The organism is Corynebacterium qintianiae (assembly GCF_011038645.2).
GTDB lineage: Bacteria > Actinomycetota > Actinomycetes > Mycobacteriales > Mycobacteriaceae > Corynebacterium > Corynebacterium qintianiae.
In genome coordinates this window covers 1,642,983-1,658,002 of record NZ_CP064955.1, presented here as the reverse complement: position 1 = coordinate 1,658,002, position 15,020 = coordinate 1,642,983, and the positions used below count along the sequence as shown (strand labels likewise).

11 protein-coding genes are annotated in these 15,020 nt (G+C 66.9%); 5 read left to right on the top strand and 6 right to left on the bottom strand.

Features of this window, described 5'->3' with window-relative positions; genetic code table 11:
• Nucleotides 1–106: 106 nt before the first annotated feature.
• The 4 genes from G7Y29_RS08085 to G7Y29_RS08070 form a co-directional block, all read right to left on the bottom strand.
• The gene (locus tag G7Y29_RS08085) at nt 107–1,234 is read right to left on the bottom strand and encodes a trehalose synthase (protein WP_165004553.1); all 1,128 of its coding nucleotides are present in this window, start codon (nt 1,232–1,234) and stop codon (nt 107–109) included.
• A 3-nt stretch (nt 1,235–1,237) separates the two neighbouring features.
• Nucleotides 1,238–2,944 (bottom strand): maltose alpha-D-glucosyltransferase, encoded by a 1,707-nt coding sequence (gene treS, locus G7Y29_RS08080; RefSeq protein WP_165004555.1) that lies wholly within the window; start codon nt 2,942–2,944, stop codon nt 1,238–1,240.
• A gap of 11 nt (nt 2,945–2,955) precedes the next feature.
• Entirely contained in the window at nt 2,956–4,083 is a 1,128-nt protein-coding gene (locus tag G7Y29_RS08075) for a MalY/PatB family protein (RefSeq protein ID WP_165004557.1), read from the bottom strand.
• Between the two features lie 74 nt (nt 4,084–4,157).
• Complete coding sequence (locus G7Y29_RS08070) at nt 4,158–6,038, bottom strand: ABC transporter ATP-binding protein (protein ID WP_165004559.1); 1,881 nt, start codon at nt 6,036–6,038, stop codon at nt 4,158–4,160.
• Nucleotides 6,039–6,105: 67 nt separating this feature from the next.
• Between G7Y29_RS08070 and G7Y29_RS08065 the strand changes: the two genes are divergently transcribed.
• The gene (locus G7Y29_RS08065) at nt 6,106–6,663 is read left to right on the top strand and encodes a hypothetical protein (protein WP_165004561.1); all 558 of its coding nucleotides are present in this window, start codon (nt 6,106–6,108) and stop codon (nt 6,661–6,663) included.
• Here the strand turns inward: G7Y29_RS08065 and G7Y29_RS08060 are convergent.
• Nucleotides 6,660–7,925, bottom strand: coding sequence for a carboxylesterase family protein (locus tag G7Y29_RS08060; protein WP_165004563.1), 1,266 nt, complete (start codon nt 7,923–7,925; stop codon nt 6,660–6,662). The two genes, G7Y29_RS08065 and G7Y29_RS08060, sit on opposite strands and share 4 nt — an antisense overlap.
• Before the next feature lie 31 nt (nt 7,926–7,956).
• On the opposite strand from G7Y29_RS08060, the gene G7Y29_RS08055 reads away from it, so the two are divergent.
• Nucleotides 7,957–9,945: a M3 family metallopeptidase gene (locus G7Y29_RS08055; RefSeq protein ID WP_165004565.1), complete on the top strand. Its 1,989-nt coding sequence runs from the start codon at nt 7,957–7,959 to the stop codon at nt 9,943–9,945.
• Between the two features lie 121 nt (nt 9,946–10,066).
• Nucleotides 10,067–10,207: a hypothetical protein gene (locus G7Y29_RS08050; protein ID WP_165004567.1), complete on the top strand. Its 141-nt coding sequence runs from the start codon at nt 10,067–10,069 to the stop codon at nt 10,205–10,207.
• Between the two features lie 3 nt (nt 10,208–10,210).
• Here G7Y29_RS08050 and malQ read toward each other — a convergent pair whose 3' ends face one another.
• Nucleotides 10,211–12,346: a 4-alpha-glucanotransferase gene (malQ, locus tag G7Y29_RS08045; RefSeq protein WP_165004569.1), complete on the bottom strand. Its 2,136-nt coding sequence runs from the start codon at nt 12,344–12,346 to the stop codon at nt 10,211–10,213.
• Nucleotides 12,347–12,416: 70 nt separating this feature from the next.
• Between malQ and G7Y29_RS08040 the strand changes: the two genes are divergently transcribed.
• Both G7Y29_RS08040 and G7Y29_RS08035 read left to right on the top strand, forming a co-directional pair.
• Nucleotides 12,417–14,255, top strand: a complete 1,839-nt coding sequence (locus G7Y29_RS08040; RefSeq protein ID WP_165004571.1) for an AMP-dependent synthetase/ligase — start codon at nt 12,417–12,419, stop codon at nt 14,253–14,255.
• Between the two features lie 94 nt (nt 14,256–14,349).
• Nucleotides 14,350–15,018, top strand: a complete 669-nt coding sequence (locus G7Y29_RS08035) for a hypothetical protein (protein ID WP_165004573.1) — start codon at nt 14,350–14,352, stop codon at nt 15,016–15,018.
• Nucleotides 15,019–15,020: the final 2 nt, after the last annotated feature.

The window sequence follows — 15,020 nt, the reverse complement described above, 5'->3', positions numbered from 1 at the left end:
GATACTCCTTAAGTAACGTGCCAGCAATCCTGGAATCGCCTTAGAGTACCCCGTCAGCCGACCACCACGTGAATTTTTTTGGAAAAATCGTCCCAATCCGTGGAATTTAGGTGAGCTCCTGGATCGCCTCAAGCGGAATGTTCACCCAGCTAGGGCGGTTGTTTGCCTCGTATACCACCTCGTAGGCGGCCTTGTCCACGATGTACGCCGCGAGCACCGCGTCGCGCTCGGCACTCTCGGTTCCGTACCCGCGCAAAAGCTTGTCGACACCCCCTTGCTCCCACTCCGTGTCAAAGCCACCCACCGCGCGCGCGTAGCCAAAAGAGCGGATCATCCCGGCGACGTCGCGAAGCGCGTGGTCGGGGGCGCGGCGTTGCTCGAGCGGGCGGGCGGGCTCTCCCTCGAAGTCGATGAGGTACCAGCGCGGATGTTCGGCGGCGACGGTCTTGAGCGTCTGGCCGAGGTGCAGGTCACCGTGAACGCGCTGGATCTGGTGCGGGCCGTCGGGGATGGCGCGGTAGAGCGCGCGGATCGCGCCCTCGTACTCGGCGAGTTCCCGGGCCTTTCCCACCAGCTCGTCGAGGTGTGCGTTCAGGCTCGAGCGCAGCTGCTCACCGCTGACCTCCTCGGTGCCGAAGGCTTCGGCGAGCGCCTCGTGGACCACCCTGATCGCGCGGCCCAGCTCGGCCGGGTCACCGAGGTCGTCGGCGACGGCGAGGTCGAACCCGTCTTTACCGCCGGTAATAAGCTGCTGCTGCATGGCAAGGGTCGCACCGTCGCGGGAGACGTGCCCGCGCACGCCCGCGACGTGCGGGCAGTCCGCAATGGCGCCGAGCAGCTCGACATCCGGGTTGACGCCCTCTTCGAGCTTGCGGAACGCCTTGAGCACCCATTTGTCGTCGACCACGAGAGAGGTGTTGGACTGTTCCGCACCCATCGGGCGGGCTGCGGACCCGCCAATCTCCCCGTGCACCTCGCCGAGTTCCGCGACCCCCTCGAGATAAGCCTGCGCGCCGTCGTCGGTGGCCAGCGCGTCACGCTCCCCGTCTGCGGAGACGAGCACCTGGTAGCGGTCGGTCACCGCCGTGCCGGTGCCGCCGGTACCGCCAATACCGTGAGTGACGTCGAGAAGCTGCCAGGTGAAGTCGCCCAGCTCGCGGGAAGCGGCGACCTCGACGCTGTCGATGGCCTCGGACTTGGCGCCGTAGAAGCGCTCTGCGTTCAGATCAATCACGGCTTACTCCGAAATGTCGAACCAGAGGAAACCGTGCGGCGGCAGCGTGACCAGCCACGGCAGCTCACCGATGGCGGGGAACTCCTCGCCGCCGGAGAGCTCGCGGGGCTTCACTCCGTTGAAGTGGGCGAGCTGCATCTCCACCGGCTGGGGGCGCGAGGACAGGTTGTTCACGCACAGGATGCGCTCGCCGTCGTATTCGCGGACAAACGCCAGTACGTGCGGGTTGGCCTGCTCGACCTGGGTGTAGGAGCCGCGGCCGAACGCGCGGTACTGCTTGCGGATGTGCACGAGCTGGCGCACCCAGTGCAGCAGCGAGTTGTCGCGGTTCATCTGCGATTCCACGTTGACGATGTGGAACCCGTACTGGTCGTTGCGGATCGGCGGCAGGTACAGGCGCTCCGGCTCGGCCTTAGAGAACCCGCCGTTGCGGTCGTTGGACCACTGCATCGGGGTGCGCACGCCGTCGCGGTCGGGCAGCCAGATGTTGTCGCCCATGCCGATCTCGTCACCGTAGTAGAGGAACGGCGAGCCAGGCAGCGACAACAGCAGCGCGTGGGCCAGCTCGAGGCGGTCGCGGTGGCCGCCGAGAAGAGGCGCTAGCCTGCGCCTGATGCCGACATTCGCCTTCATCCGCGGGTCGGTGGCGTAGTTCTTGTACATGTAGTCGCGCTCTTCCTCGGTGACCATCTCGAGGGTGAGCTCGTCGTGGTTGCGCAGGAAGATGCCCCACTGGGCGGATTCAGGGATCGGCGGGGTGTCGTTGAGGATGTCAATGATTGGCTGGGCCGACTCGCGGCGGATGCCCATGAAGATGCGTGGCATGACGGGGAAGTGGAACGCCATCTGGCACTCGTCACCGTCGCCCTCGCCGAAGTAGGCCACGACCTCGTCAGGCATCTGGTTGGCCTCGGCGAGCAGGAAGCGTCCGGGGTACTCTTCGTCGAAAAGCGTGCGCACGCGTTTGATGAACCCGTGGGTTTCGGGCAAGTTCTCGCAGTTCGTGCCCTCGCGCTCAAAGAGGTAGGGGATTGCGTCGAGGCGGATGCCGTCCATGCCCAGGTCGAGCCAGAAGCGGATAACCTCGAGGATTTCCTCCTGCACCGCCGGGTTGTCGTAGTTCAAATCCGGCTGGTGGGAGAAGAAGCGGTGCCAGTAGTACTGCTTGCGCACCGGGTCGAACGACCAGTTCGACTCCTCTGTGTCGATGAAGATGATGCGCGCTTCGTCGTACTCGGTCGGGTCGTCCGTCCACACGAAGTAATCGCCGTACGGGCCGCCCGGGTCCATGCGGGACTGCTGGAACCAGTAATGGGAATCCGAAGTGTGGTTGATGGGGAAATCGGTAATGATGCGGATGCCGCGCTTGTGGGCGCTGTCCACCAGCGAGATGAAGTCCTCGACAGTGCCGAACTCGGGCAGGACCTTGCGGAAGTCCCGGATATCGTAGCCGCCGTCGCGCAGCGGAGAGTCGTAGAACGGCGGCAACCAGAGGCAGTCCACACCCAGCCACTGCAGGTAATCGAGCTTCTCCTCGACGCCCTTGAGTGTGCCGGAGCCGGTGTCGTCCGGGTCGTAGAAGGCACGCACAAGCACCTCGTAGAACACCGCATCCTTGTACCACTCGGGGTCGGGGCGTTCCCACGGCTGCTCGGCGGGCGCCGGGCGGACGAAGTCGGTGGCCTGGGGGGTTTCGGTCCTCATCTCCATGCCGACCAACTTTAATGTGAGATGGCGTTGACCGCTGAGGCGATGCGGTCGACCGCCTCGCGCAGGATCTCGGGACTGGTGGCGAAGTTCAACCGCGCTTTGTGCTCGCCGCCTGAGCCGAAGGACGCGCCCTCGTTGAGCGCGACCTTCGCGTGCTGGAGCAGGTAGGCGGCGGGGTGGGCGTCGTCAAGCTTCGTGCCCGAGAAGTCGAGGAACATCAGGTACGTAGCGGCCGGCACCTCGAAGGTGATGCCGGGGATCTTCGCGGGGAGGTTCTCCACCAGCCAGTCGCGGTTCGCGCGGAGCGTATCGACGACCTGGTCAAGGTAGTCCCCGCCGTCGCGGTAGCAGGCCTCGGCAGCGAGGATGCCGAGGGTGCCGGTGCCGTCCTTCGCCACCCCGGTCAGGCCCCGGAAGGTGGCGACATCCTCGTTATTGGAGAAGATCATCTGCGCGCACTTCAACCCTGCGACGTTCCACGCTTTCGACGTGGCGGTCACTGTAATGCACACGTCCGGGTTGTTCTTCGCGGCGCAGACGTGGGCGCCGTCGAAGACGAGTGGGGCGTGGATTTCGTCGACAAGAACGCGGCCGCCGTACTTGCGTGCGATGGCGCAGATCTGGTCGAGCTCTTCGGACTCGAACATCCAGCCGCCGGGGTTGAAGGGGTTGGTGAGGATGATCGAACCCGCGCCGTTTCTAAACGCCGCATCGACCTCCATCAAATCCAACCCGCCGGTGCTGCCGACCTCGACTTTGTTTCGTCCCGCCGTCTCCGCGATCTCGAGGAAGGGGTGGTAGGCGGGAACCGGCACGACGACGTCGCCCTCGGTGAAGTACACGATCGCGAGCAGGATGCCGCGCACCACGTCGGGAACGGGGAAGATCTTGTCCTCGTCGGGCCGCCAGCCGAAGCGCGCCTCGTAGAAATCGGCCAGGACCTTCGGTAGCTCCTGTGCCTGCGGGGCCGGGGTGTAGCCGAAAGTCTCGCTATCCACCGCGCGCTGGATCGCTGCCTTGACGGCCGGGGCGGTGGGGAAGTCGCTCTCCGCCACCCACAAGGGCAGAACGTCGTCATCGTACTGCGTCCACTTGCGGGTGCCGCGGGCTTTCAGGGTATCGAGGTCGGGGAACTTCATGGTTTTCTAGGGTAGTTGCGGTGAGGCGAGCGGACGGAAATATATTTCGCGCTTGTCTCTCCCCCGTAGAAGCGTTACTGTTCCGTCCCCTCGGCATCGCCCTCGTCCTCCCCGTCGACACGGAACCCGAACTCCTTCAACCGCGCGCGGTCGGCGGCGCTCGACGAAGCCGTCAGAGCGAGCAGTTCGGAGTAGATGCCGCCTGACACCGCCAGCTCGGCGGGGGAGCCGATTTCGTGGATGCGGCCGTCAATAAGCGTGATGATCGTGTCCACGTCCGCGATGGTGGAGAGCCGGTGCGCGATCATGATGGTGGTGCGGTTCTTCATCAGCTCGTCGAGCCCGGCCTGGACGGCGCGCTCGCTCTTGGTGTCCAGAGCGGAGGTGGCTTCGTCGAGTATGAGTACGGGGGCGTCTTTCAGCATGGCGCGGGCGACCGCGACGCGTTGCTTCTGCCCGCCGGACAGGCGCAGGCCGCGCTCGCCGATGACGGTGTCGTAACCGTCCTTGAAGGCGACGATGAAGTCGTGCGCGTTGGCGCGCTTGGCCACCTCGACGATCTCCTCGAAGGTGGCGTCTGGTTTGCCGTAGGCGATGTTGTCGCGCACGCTGCCGGAGAACAGCGCGGGCTCCTGGAACACCACGCCTGTCGACGCCCGGAGGGGCTCCACGCCGAGCTCCGCGATGTCGCGCCCGCACAGTGTCATGGTGCCCTGCTGGATAGGGTAGAGGCCGAGCAGCAGGTTGACCAGGGTGGACTTGCCGCCGCCGGACTCCCCGACGAGCGCGATCTTCTCACCCTCGCGGGCTGTGAAGGTGATGTTCTCCAGAACGGGTTCACCTTCGGTGTAGGCGAAGCTGACGCCGTCGAACGCGATGACGGGCTCGCGGGGGTCGAGCGGGGCGTGCGCCACCTCGCTAACGCGCGGCACGTCAGAGGAGGTGGTCGCCGCGACGATCTCGCGGTTGGCGGTGGGCTCAACGTCCTCATCCATCACCTTGAAGTAGTCGCGCGAGCCGGCCACCGCGCGCTGGGCGGAGTCGACCACCCAGCTCATCATGGTCACGGGCTGGCGCGCCATGGTGACCATCTGCACGAGCATGACCATGTCGCCCACCGTGAAGTGCCCGTTGAGGGTGCGCTCGAAAAGGATGAGGTAGATGCCGAGGAATATCAGGTTCATCGCCAACCCGCGCACCGAATCCATCGAGTGCCACCAACGCGACTGCGGCTTGGTCAGGGTAACGGTCTCGCCGTAGTGGTTGGCGAACTTGTTCAGCTCGCGTGTCTCGGCGAGGAAGGACTTGGTCACCTTCACCTGCCCCACCACCTCGGCGAAGCGGCCGTTGCCCTCGTCCACCTCGGCGTTCTTCGACGTCTCCCACTTCTGCCAGCGTTTCGACGTCAGCGCCGTGAGCCACACGTACAGCGGGAACAGCAGCGCAAGCAGAACGGTCAGCGGCCAGTAGTAATAGGCCGTAATGGCCAGGATGGCGGCCACCTGCAGCAGCATGGGAAGGAAGCTGTTGGCGAATGACTGGACGAACATGGTGATGTTCGCGATGGAGCGGTCGAGCCGGGCGATGATGGTGCCGGTGACCTGGCTGTCGAAGTAGCTCTGCGGTAAGGAGAGCAGTTTTGCGAAATACCGGGTGGACAGAATCTGGCGCAACCGCGCCACCATGACGTCGCCGAGGTAACCGCTGATATTGCGCAGCATCCAGGCCACGGCTTCCGCGGCGAACAGGGCGAGCGCGAGCCAGATCAGCAACCCCGGCACACCGGGATCGCCACCGCCGTCACCGAGGGTGGACACGAGCGTGTCCGTTGCGCGCTTCAGAATGAACGGCGTGACCAGCCCCAGGCCCGCCACCACCGAGGAGACGACGACAACGAGGAGGTAGAAGGGCCACAGCGCCGACGCGCTACGCAGGACGCGAATCAAAGGTTGCACGGTTAATGGATCGTACCCGGGTTGTAGAGTGGGGGAGAACTACCGCGACGTCCCCCAAGGAGACCCCATGACGCCCAGGCCCTCCCGCCTCGCTGCCGCAGCGCTCGCCCTCGTGCTGCCCCTTTCCGCCTGCGGCGGGCCGGCGGGGGAGAGCACCGGCGGCGCGACCGGCACGCAGACGCCGCTCGAGGTGACCACCCCGACGGCGGCGCCGAAGGAGGAGTTCCAGGCCGAGGACACGCAAAAGCTCACCACGGATGAACTGACCGGCGAGCGTGTCGACGACCCGGCGATGCAGCTGTCCTACAAGTGGCAGGGCGCGTCGTCCGCGCCGGGCGGCGGCTCCGTCGTCGTTGTCGCGGTGACCAACAACTCCGAGGTGCCGATGCCGGTGGACGCGCTGAAGCAGCCGACGCTGAGCTACGCCACCAGCGGCAATAATAACGAGAACGCGGCGCCGAAATCGGCGGAGGCGTCCGGCGTGGACATTATCGGCCTCGACCAGCCGTTGCGCCCGGGCGCGACGGTCAACGCGAAGTACGCCTTTGACGTCACACCGGGCAGGCTATGGAACGCCGACTTCACCATCGGAAACGTCACGTTCTCCGGCAACCTGAGCGGCTAGTTTTTGAAGGCCCTACGCAGGTAGCCCAGCGGGTCGGTGACCAGCTCGGGTGCCGCGCACGAGAAGCCGGTGCGCAGCACGCGGCGGCCGGGTTTGTAGGTCGGCCAGCCAGGTTCTCCGTCGGCGCAGAAGCGCGCCATCCAGCCGTTGAGGCCCTCGCCCACGGCGTGGGGAGGTTGCGCAAACAGCGAGGGCAGGTCGTCGCAGTGGTGGGCGGGCTGGCCCGTTTCCGAGACGAACTCCGCCTGCCACACCCGGCCCGGCGCGCCTTCGGCGACGCGGTCGACGAAGCGGCGCACGAGGCTGTCGGAGATGAAGCGGCCCTGCAGGTGGTCCGGGTCGATCTCCCGGCACGCCGCGAGGTAGTCACGCACCTCGGAGTGGTCGAGGTCCATGAACATTCCCGCAAAGCGCACGCCGAACGGTGCGGTGCCCATCGCGTCGGTGCGCGCGCCGGAGCGGTAGAACTCGTCCCGGGTCGACGTGACCACGAGATCCACGTCCGCGAGCTCGCCCGGCTCGAGCGGGCCCGGCCCGAGCGCGAGGTCGGTGATGTGGCGGGTGCGGAAGCGCCGGTAACCGCGCTGCAACTTCCGCGGGTCGGCCGAGTTCAGCGCCTCGCGGGTCAGGGGCATGCTTAACGACGCCCGCAGCGACGCCTTCCTCTGCGCAAACGTCCTGCGCGGGAACGCCGGGGACATGGCTACGGCGCGGCGGAATGCCCCGCGGTAATGGTCGCGCCGGGCCAGCCACAGCACCAGGTTCGCCCCGGCTGACTGGCCGACGAGGGTGATGTTGGTGGGGTCACCACCGAAGGCCTCGATGTTGCGCTGCACCCACTCCAACGCCAGCTGGCAGTCGTGGGCGGCGCGGAAATGGCACGGGTCGTCATCGGGAAACTGCACCAGCCCGGGCAGCGTCTTGCGGTAGCCGACGCGCACCTGGATCACGTCCTGGGCGGCGAAGGCCTCCGCGCCTGTGTCAGGGTCGGCGTGGTTGCCCTCTTCGAAGCGCCCGCCGTGGATCCACACCATGACGGGGAGGTCGTCTGCGTCCGTGGCATTCGCTGGGGTGGTGACTGACAGGGCGGTTTTTTCGGGGCGCGGGACGGTGGCGTCGATAAGCAGGCCCCGCTCGGCGGGCAGCGCGTCGTTAAAAGGGGCGCTGATGCGGGAGTACTCGATCGAGTGGAAGTGCCGCACCGCGCCGCGCTGGACGCCGACGATCGTACCGGCCGGGCAGGTCACTTCCGCGGTTGTCATGGGAGAGAGTCTATCCGAGGCAGCGTCTAGGATGGCCCCTATGAATCCTTTGCTCGAACCCTCGACCCTGCCCTACGGCCTGCCCGATTTTGCGGCGATCCGCCTGGAGCACGTCGAGCCCGCCTTCGAGGAGGCCGTGAGCAGGCACGCCCGCGAGATCTCGGAGATCCTCATGCGTAAGGCGCCGACGTGGGAGAACACGGTCGAGGCGTTCGAGCGCTCGGGGGAGGAGCTCGACCGCGTCACCGCATGGTTTTTCAACCTGCAGGGCACCGATTCGACCGAGGAGTTTGACGCGGTGGCGGACCGCATCGTGCCCAGGTTGTCGGCGCACATGGACTCGATTTACCAGAACGACCAGCTCTTCTCGCGCCTGCAGGGGGTGGAAGTGCCCGACGATGAGGAATCGCGCCGCCTCCACGACCTGCTCGTGCGCCGCTTCACCCGCCGCGGTGCGCGCCTCGACGCCGCCGGCAAGACGCGCCTGCTGGAGATCAACCAGCGTCTCAGCCAGCTTGCCGAGGAGTTCGGCCGCAACCTGCTCGCCGATACTCGCGCGTTGGCCGTCACGTTCGCCGAGGAGGACCTGGCGGGCCTGAGCGCGGAGCAGAAGGAGTCCTACCTCGACGGTGACGTCTACACGGTGCCGTTGGAGCTTCCGACGACGCAGTCGCTGCAGGCCGAGCTCGCCTCGCCGGCCGCCCGCCGCAAGCTTTTCGACGCCTCCCGCGCCCGCGGTGCGACCTCCAACGCGCCGCTGGTGACGGAGTCGGCCAAGCTGCGCCTCGAGCGCGCCCAGCTGCTGGGCTTCGACACCCATGCTAACTACGTCATCTCCGAGGAGACGGCGGGCACGGCGGCTGCGGCGCGCCAGCTCATCGCGGACCTCGCGCCGGCGGCCGCCGCCAACGCGTCGGCCGAGCGCAAGCTGGCGGGTGAGCTCGCGGGGCTCGACGGCGGCGCGGATCTTGACGGCGCGGACTGGCCCTTCTACCAGGCCCGCCGGCGCGAGGAGGAGCTCTCCCTGAACGAGGCGGAGCTGCGCAACTACTTTCCGCTTCAGCAGGTGCTTGTCGACGGCGTCTTCCACGCCGCGAACCTCCTCTACGGCATCACCGTCACCAGACGCCCTGACCTGCGCGGCTACCGCGACGACGTCGACGTCTGGGAGGTCACCGACACCCCAGAGCGCGGCGGGGCGGGGATCGGCCTGCTGCTGACGGACTACCGGGCCAGGCCCTCGAAACGCGGCGGGGCATGGATGAGCTCGTTCGTCGACCAGGCGCACCTCACCGGTACGAAGGCGGTGGTGGTCAACGTGATGTCGCTCAGCTCGCAGTTGTTGAGCATCGACGAGGTCACCACCGTCTTCCACGAGTTCGGCCACGCGCTGCACGGCCTGCTGTCGGACGTGCGCTACCCATCGTTGTCCGGCACGAATGTGCCGCGGGATTGGGTGGAGTTCCCCTCGCAGATCAACGAGAACTACGCCTTTGCCCCGGAGATCGTGCGCAATTACGCCCGGCACGTAGACACCGGCGAAGTCATCGACGAACGCCTGCTCGAGGCGGTGCGCGCATCGAGGCAGTTCGGCCAGGGGTTCGACACCTCCGAATACCTCGCCGCCGCGGCGATCGATCTCGCCTGGCACTCGCTGGGCAGCGAGGACGAAATTCCCGCTGACATCGCCGCCTTTGAAGCCGAGGTTCTCACCGAGTACGGCCTGGATGTCGAGGGGCTCGAGCCGCGCTACCGCTCCACCTGGTTCAACCACATCTTCGCCGGCGGTTACTCGGCTGGCTACTACTCCTACCTGTGGGCCGAGGCGCTCGACGCCGACGGTTACGGCCTCGTGGAAGAGGAGGGCATCAACCGCGCCACAGGTGACAAGTTCCGCGAGAACATTCTCGGACGGGGCGCCGCGCGCGACTACGCCGAGGCGTACCGCGCCTTCCGCGGCCGCGACAAGGACACCCGCCCGCTGCTTTTGCGCCGCGGCCTTGAGGGGACGCAGCACTAGATGTACGAGCTCTCTCCCTGGTTTCAGCTGCCGATCGTGCTTGCCGTGGTTATGCCGCTGGCCGGAGTCGCGGCGGCGGCGATACTGCGGGTCGTGGACTGGATCAGTAAGCTAGCCAACCATGGCAAACCCTGAAGAACTGCGCAGGCAGGACGCCCAGCTGCCGAAAGAGCGCCGCAAGTACCCCCAGTCGCGCGTGACGCAGATCCTCTACGTCATGATCGCCCTGGTAGTCCTCGCCGCGCTCGCCAGCCTGCTCTAGGACCTAAGTTCTCTTCGACGCCTCCGCCACGCGCTTGAACAGGGGGTTGTGGGGGAGGTCGTCGATAAGCACGGCGTTGCCCTCGCCGTCCGCGAGCGGGACGCACCAGTTGGAGTACTGCTCCGCGTTCGTCCCCGGCTGGTTCTGGATGCGCAGGTCGCCTACCATGTCCACCAGGTTGGTGCAGGTCAAAGCCGACGGCGTGGAGGCGACGAAGCGGTTCAACCCCACGAGCAGGTCCTCGATGTCACCGAAGTCCTCCGGCTCGAGCTCGGAGAAGACCTTATCGGCCAGGTCCGTGCCGTCGAAGGCGCCCGACTCGCGCACGGTGTCGAGCACCGCGCCCGTCCACACCGCGTCGGAGGCGTTGAGCTCCTCAAGCGTTTCCTCCACGAGGTCGAGCTCCACCCGCAGCTCGTTGTGCGCGCCCTTGAGGTAGCCGGCTGTCGGCGGCAGGTCATGGGTGCCCACCGAGGTCAGGCAGAGGTTGCGGTACTGGGTGGGGCGCTTCGGCGAGCCTTCGGGCTCGGAGGACTCGAACCACAGCACCGAGGTTCCCAGGATGCCCTTGTCGCGCAGCACGTCCTGGACCCACGGCTCGAAGGTGCCCAAGTCCTCGCCGACCACGATCGCTCCGGCGCGCTCCGCCTCCAGCGCGAGCACGCCAACCATCGCCTCGTGGTCATAGTTCATGTACGCGCCCTCGGTGGGGGACTCCATGCGGGGGATCCAGAAGAGGCGGAACAGGCCGAGGATGTGGTCGACGCGCACGCCGCCCGAGTGGCGCAGCACGGTACGCAGCAAATCCCTCCACGGCGCGTATCCCTGCTCCGCCAGAGCCCGGGGGTCCCACGGCGGCTGTGACCAGTCCTGGCCTTGCTGGGAGTACTGGTCCGGGGGGGCTCCGACCGAGGCGTCTTGGACTAGGACGTCGGCAAGCGTGTGGGCGTCCGCACCCCCGGGGTGCACGCCGACGGCGAGGTCGGTGACGATGCCAATGTCCATACCGGCGGCCTTCGCACGCTCCTGCGCGCGCCGGCGCTGCTCGTCGGCGACGAACTGCAGCCACATGTAGAAACGCACTGCTTCCTCGTCGTGCTCCAGGCTGTAACCGGCATGCCGGCCCGCGTTGGATACCTGCTCGGCGCACCAGCGGGCGAATTCGCGCAGGCCCTCCCCCTCGTCCTCGGCGAAGGCGGCGAACGCTTCCCGGCGCCCCCCGTCCTGCTCCGCGAGGTAGAACAGCTCCCGCAGCGCCGCGAGCTTGACGGCGAAGATGCCGTTGCGCTCGATCGCCTCCGCGGAGGTGTTCGCCTCCTTCAGCGGAGCGGCGGCGTCGAGGATCTCGCTGCGGACCTCCGCGTCGAGGGCGCCCCACTCGGGCACGTCCTCGACGGCGATGTAGATGGGGTTGACGAAGCGCCGCGAGGTGGGCAGGTAGGGCGAATCCTCGACCGGCGGCTCGGGTTCGGCGGCGTGAACGGGGTTGATCTGGAGGTAATCTGCGCCCTCGGCGGCGACGACCTCGGCCAGGTGGCCCAGGTCACCCAGGTCGCCGATTCCCCAGGAGCGTGAGGAGCGTGCGGAATACAGCTGCGCCATAACGCCCCAGGTGCGCTGTTTGATGAAGCGCTGGCTGGTCTGCAATGTGTTGGGCACGACGATGAGGGTGCACACCGCGTCCAGGTTGTCGGACTCCAAGTGCAGCTCATGCCAGCCGGGGGGCAGGTCGCCGGGGACGTGGAACGTCGCCTCGCCCCAGGTGACGCCGTCGGTGTCGGTGTACGGTGTCGCCCAATTCTCGTCCTGGTACGCGTCGCGCGGGGTGCCGTCCTCGAGGCGGATCCAACAGTGGGCGGTGTGGCCGTCGTGGACGTGGACGTTGAAGTGCTTCTCCTGGCCCGCGGTGGCGATGACGCACGGCGGCAGCGGGCGAGTCGCCATCTCGGCCCGGCGCTGCTGCAGGTAGAAGTCCAGCTCGTCGTCGCTGGGGTCGTCGCCAAGCGGCACCCCTTGGGCGCGCAGGAGCTTGATGTAGGAGGTCTTCGGCGGCTCGGTGAGCAGACCGTTCGATGCCCAGTAGCTGAGCCCGAACCCGTAGGAGGTGGCGAGGGCGTTGAGGAGGTCCACGTTCATCACAAGAGGCCATTGTGCCAAAAGTCACCCGTGTCGGATATCCGAGTGACGTGGGCGGGTATTATCCGAAAATATGACTACGAACACGTACCGCTCCGAGGCTGGCTTCACCCTCAACCCCGATGAGAATGCTCTGTCCACCATCATCGACCTATGCACGGCCAACCCGGACCTGGTGCTCTTCCACCGCCCCAGCAAGTTCGACTGGGTCGAAGTCACCGCCAGCGAGTTTCTCGCCGAGGTGCGCGCCCTGGCCAAGGGGTTGATCGCGAACGGCATCGAGGCGGGCGACCGAGTCGTGCTGCACTCCAACACCCGGTACGAATGGACGCTCGCAGACCTGGCCATCTGGTCCGTCGGCGCCGCCACCGTGCCCGTGTACCCGTCGAGCTCCGCGCACCAGATCCAGTGGATCATCGAGGACTCCGGGGCCAAGCTCGCCTTCACCGAAAGCCGCGACAACACAGCGGCCATGGAGCACCTGCTCGTCGGCGAGGGCGGGCAGCCGCGCCTGAGCGGGTCGCCGTCGCAGCTGCAGCGCATCGTCGAGTTCAACTCGGGCGGGCTCGATGAGCTCAAGGCCGAAGGGGCCGACGTCTCACAGGAGCTTGTCGACGCCCGCGTGGCCGGCATCACCCACGACACCCTCGCCTCCATCGTCTACACCTCCGGCACCACCGGCCGGCCGAAAGGCGTGAACCTCACCCACCTGAACTGGTACCACCAGGCAACAGCGCTGGGGGCGAACCCGATCGGCGCGGTGGCAAAGCCCGGCAGGCACGTGGTGACCTTCCTGCCGCTGGCCCACGTGCTGCAGCGCGCGGTCTCGCTCGCGCTGACCATGCACGGCGCGACGCAATCCCACTGGGGGGACACCGGCACACTGACCGTCGAGCTGCAGCGCGCGAAGCCGCACATGGTCCTCGGTGTGCCCCGCGTGTTTGAGAAGGTGCGCGGCGCCGCCTACAACAAGGCGGCGGACGGCTCGGGCATCGGTAAAAAGGTGTTCCTCGCCGCGGAGCGCGCCGCCATTGCCTACTCCCGCGCTTTGGATACCCCGCAGGGTCCGGGCCCGCTGCTCAAGGCGCAGGTCAAGGTGTTCGATAAGCTCGTGTATTCGAAGGTGAAGGCCGCCATAGGCGGCCGGGCGGAGTACGGGATCACCGGCGGTTCCGCAATGAGCGCGGAGCTCAGCCACTTCTTCCGCGGCATGGGCATCCCCATCTACGAGGGTTACGGCCTGACCGAGACCACCGCCGCGGCGTGCGTGAACAACAGCGAGCACTGCCGGATCGGCACCGTGGGTCGACCGGTCAACGGATACGCCGCCCGCATCAGCGCCGACGGCGAGATTGAGATCAGCGGCGACGGTGTGTTCACCTCGTATTGGAATAACCCCGAGGCCACCGAGAACGCCGTCACCGACGGTTGGTTCAATACCGGCGACCTCGGCGAGATCGACGACGACGGCTTCGTGCGCATCACCGGCCGCAAGAAGGACCTCATCGTCACCGCGGGCGGCAAGAACGTGTCCCCGGGCCCGCTCGAGGAGATCATCCGTCAGGATCCGCTCGTGTCCAACGCTCTCGTGGTCGGGGACGGCAAGCCTTTCGTAGGCCTGCTGGTCACACTCGACGCGGAGGAGCTGAAGCGATGGAAGGCCGAGAACAACGTGCCGGAGTCCAAGTCGCTGCGCCAGCTCGCCCACGACGCGGAACTTCGCGCCGCGGTGCAGGACGCCGTGAACGTCGCCAACGCGACGGTGTCGCGTGCGGAGGCAATCAAGAAGTTCCGGATCCTCGAGCGCGACCTGAGCGAGAAGGACGATGAGATGACCCCGACGATGAAGGTCAAGCGCAATGTTGTGGCCAAGCGCTTCGCCCGGGAGATCGAGGAGCTGTACAAGCGCTAGTTCCTCGGCGCGCCGCCGGTGCTCGGCGGGGCCCGCGCGCTAACATTCCTCCCAGCAAATCCGAAAGTTGGGGAGATCCAAAGGGGGCTCACAAGTGCAGAAAACCGCCGCGGTCCTGCGCCACCGTGAGCTGACCCAGGAGATTTACAACATCGGTGACGAGGTCGCGGAGTACATCGAGCACGTCGCCGAGGCGGTGGCGGACTACGACGGGGAGCTCACTGACGACTGCCTCGCCGAGTTCTCCGAGATCGTCGACGACGCCCGCCAGGACGCCCGCCGCGTCGTCGGTGAGCTCATCGGCTTGCGCCAGGCCCTGACCTCCGGCATGCGCGCCGGCATCCTGTCGGCCTCGGCCAGCGCGGAGGAGCGCATCCCGCAGCCCGAGCTTCTCGACGCCGCGGGGCTCGAGGATCTCTTCCCTCTCACCGCCCCCTTCTCGGTGCGCACGATGAACGACGCCCTGACCGGCCGCACGGAGCTGACGGTGCAGCACCTCACCGAGATCGTCGACTTCACCCTCGAGCAGACCGACATGGTCGCCCGCGAGCTTGGCGCGGTGAGCCTGCCGCACCTCTACGCCCGCATCGGCGACCTCGTCGAGGCGGCCGTCGAGGGCTGGATGGAAACAGTCTGCGTCGACCACCCCGCGTTCACCCGCACGATGCGCGGTGCGAACCCCCCGAGTTTTTTGGCGGAGCGCGCGCGCATCGACGCCATCGTGGCCAAGGTCGCCGCCAAACGCTCCCGCCGCGGCGCGTAAGT

Excerpts from the sequence above, each read along its gene's own strand:
- treS (WP_165004555.1), bottom strand. The coding sequence starts at position 2,944 with ATGGAGATGAGGACCGAAACCCCCCAGGCCACCGACTTCGTCCGCCCG.
- G7Y29_RS08075 (WP_165004557.1), bottom strand. The coding sequence starts at position 4,083 with ATGAAGTTCCCCGACCTCGATACCCTGAAAGCCCGCGGCACCCGCAAG.
- G7Y29_RS08065 (WP_165004561.1), top strand. The coding sequence starts at position 6,106 with ATGACGCCCAGGCCCTCCCGCCTCGCTGCCGCAGCGCTCGCCCTCGTG.
- G7Y29_RS08060 (WP_165004563.1), bottom strand. The coding sequence starts at position 7,925 with ATGACAACCGCGGAAGTGACCTGCCCGGCCGGTACGATCGTCGGCGTC.
- G7Y29_RS08055 (WP_165004565.1), top strand. The coding sequence starts at position 7,957 with ATGGCCCCTATGAATCCTTTGCTCGAACCCTCGACCCTGCCCTACGGC.
- G7Y29_RS08050 (WP_165004567.1), top strand. The coding sequence starts at position 10,067 with ATGGCAAACCCTGAAGAACTGCGCAGGCAGGACGCCCAGCTGCCGAAA.
- G7Y29_RS08040 (WP_165004571.1), top strand. The coding sequence starts at position 12,417 with ATGACTACGAACACGTACCGCTCCGAGGCTGGCTTCACCCTCAACCCC.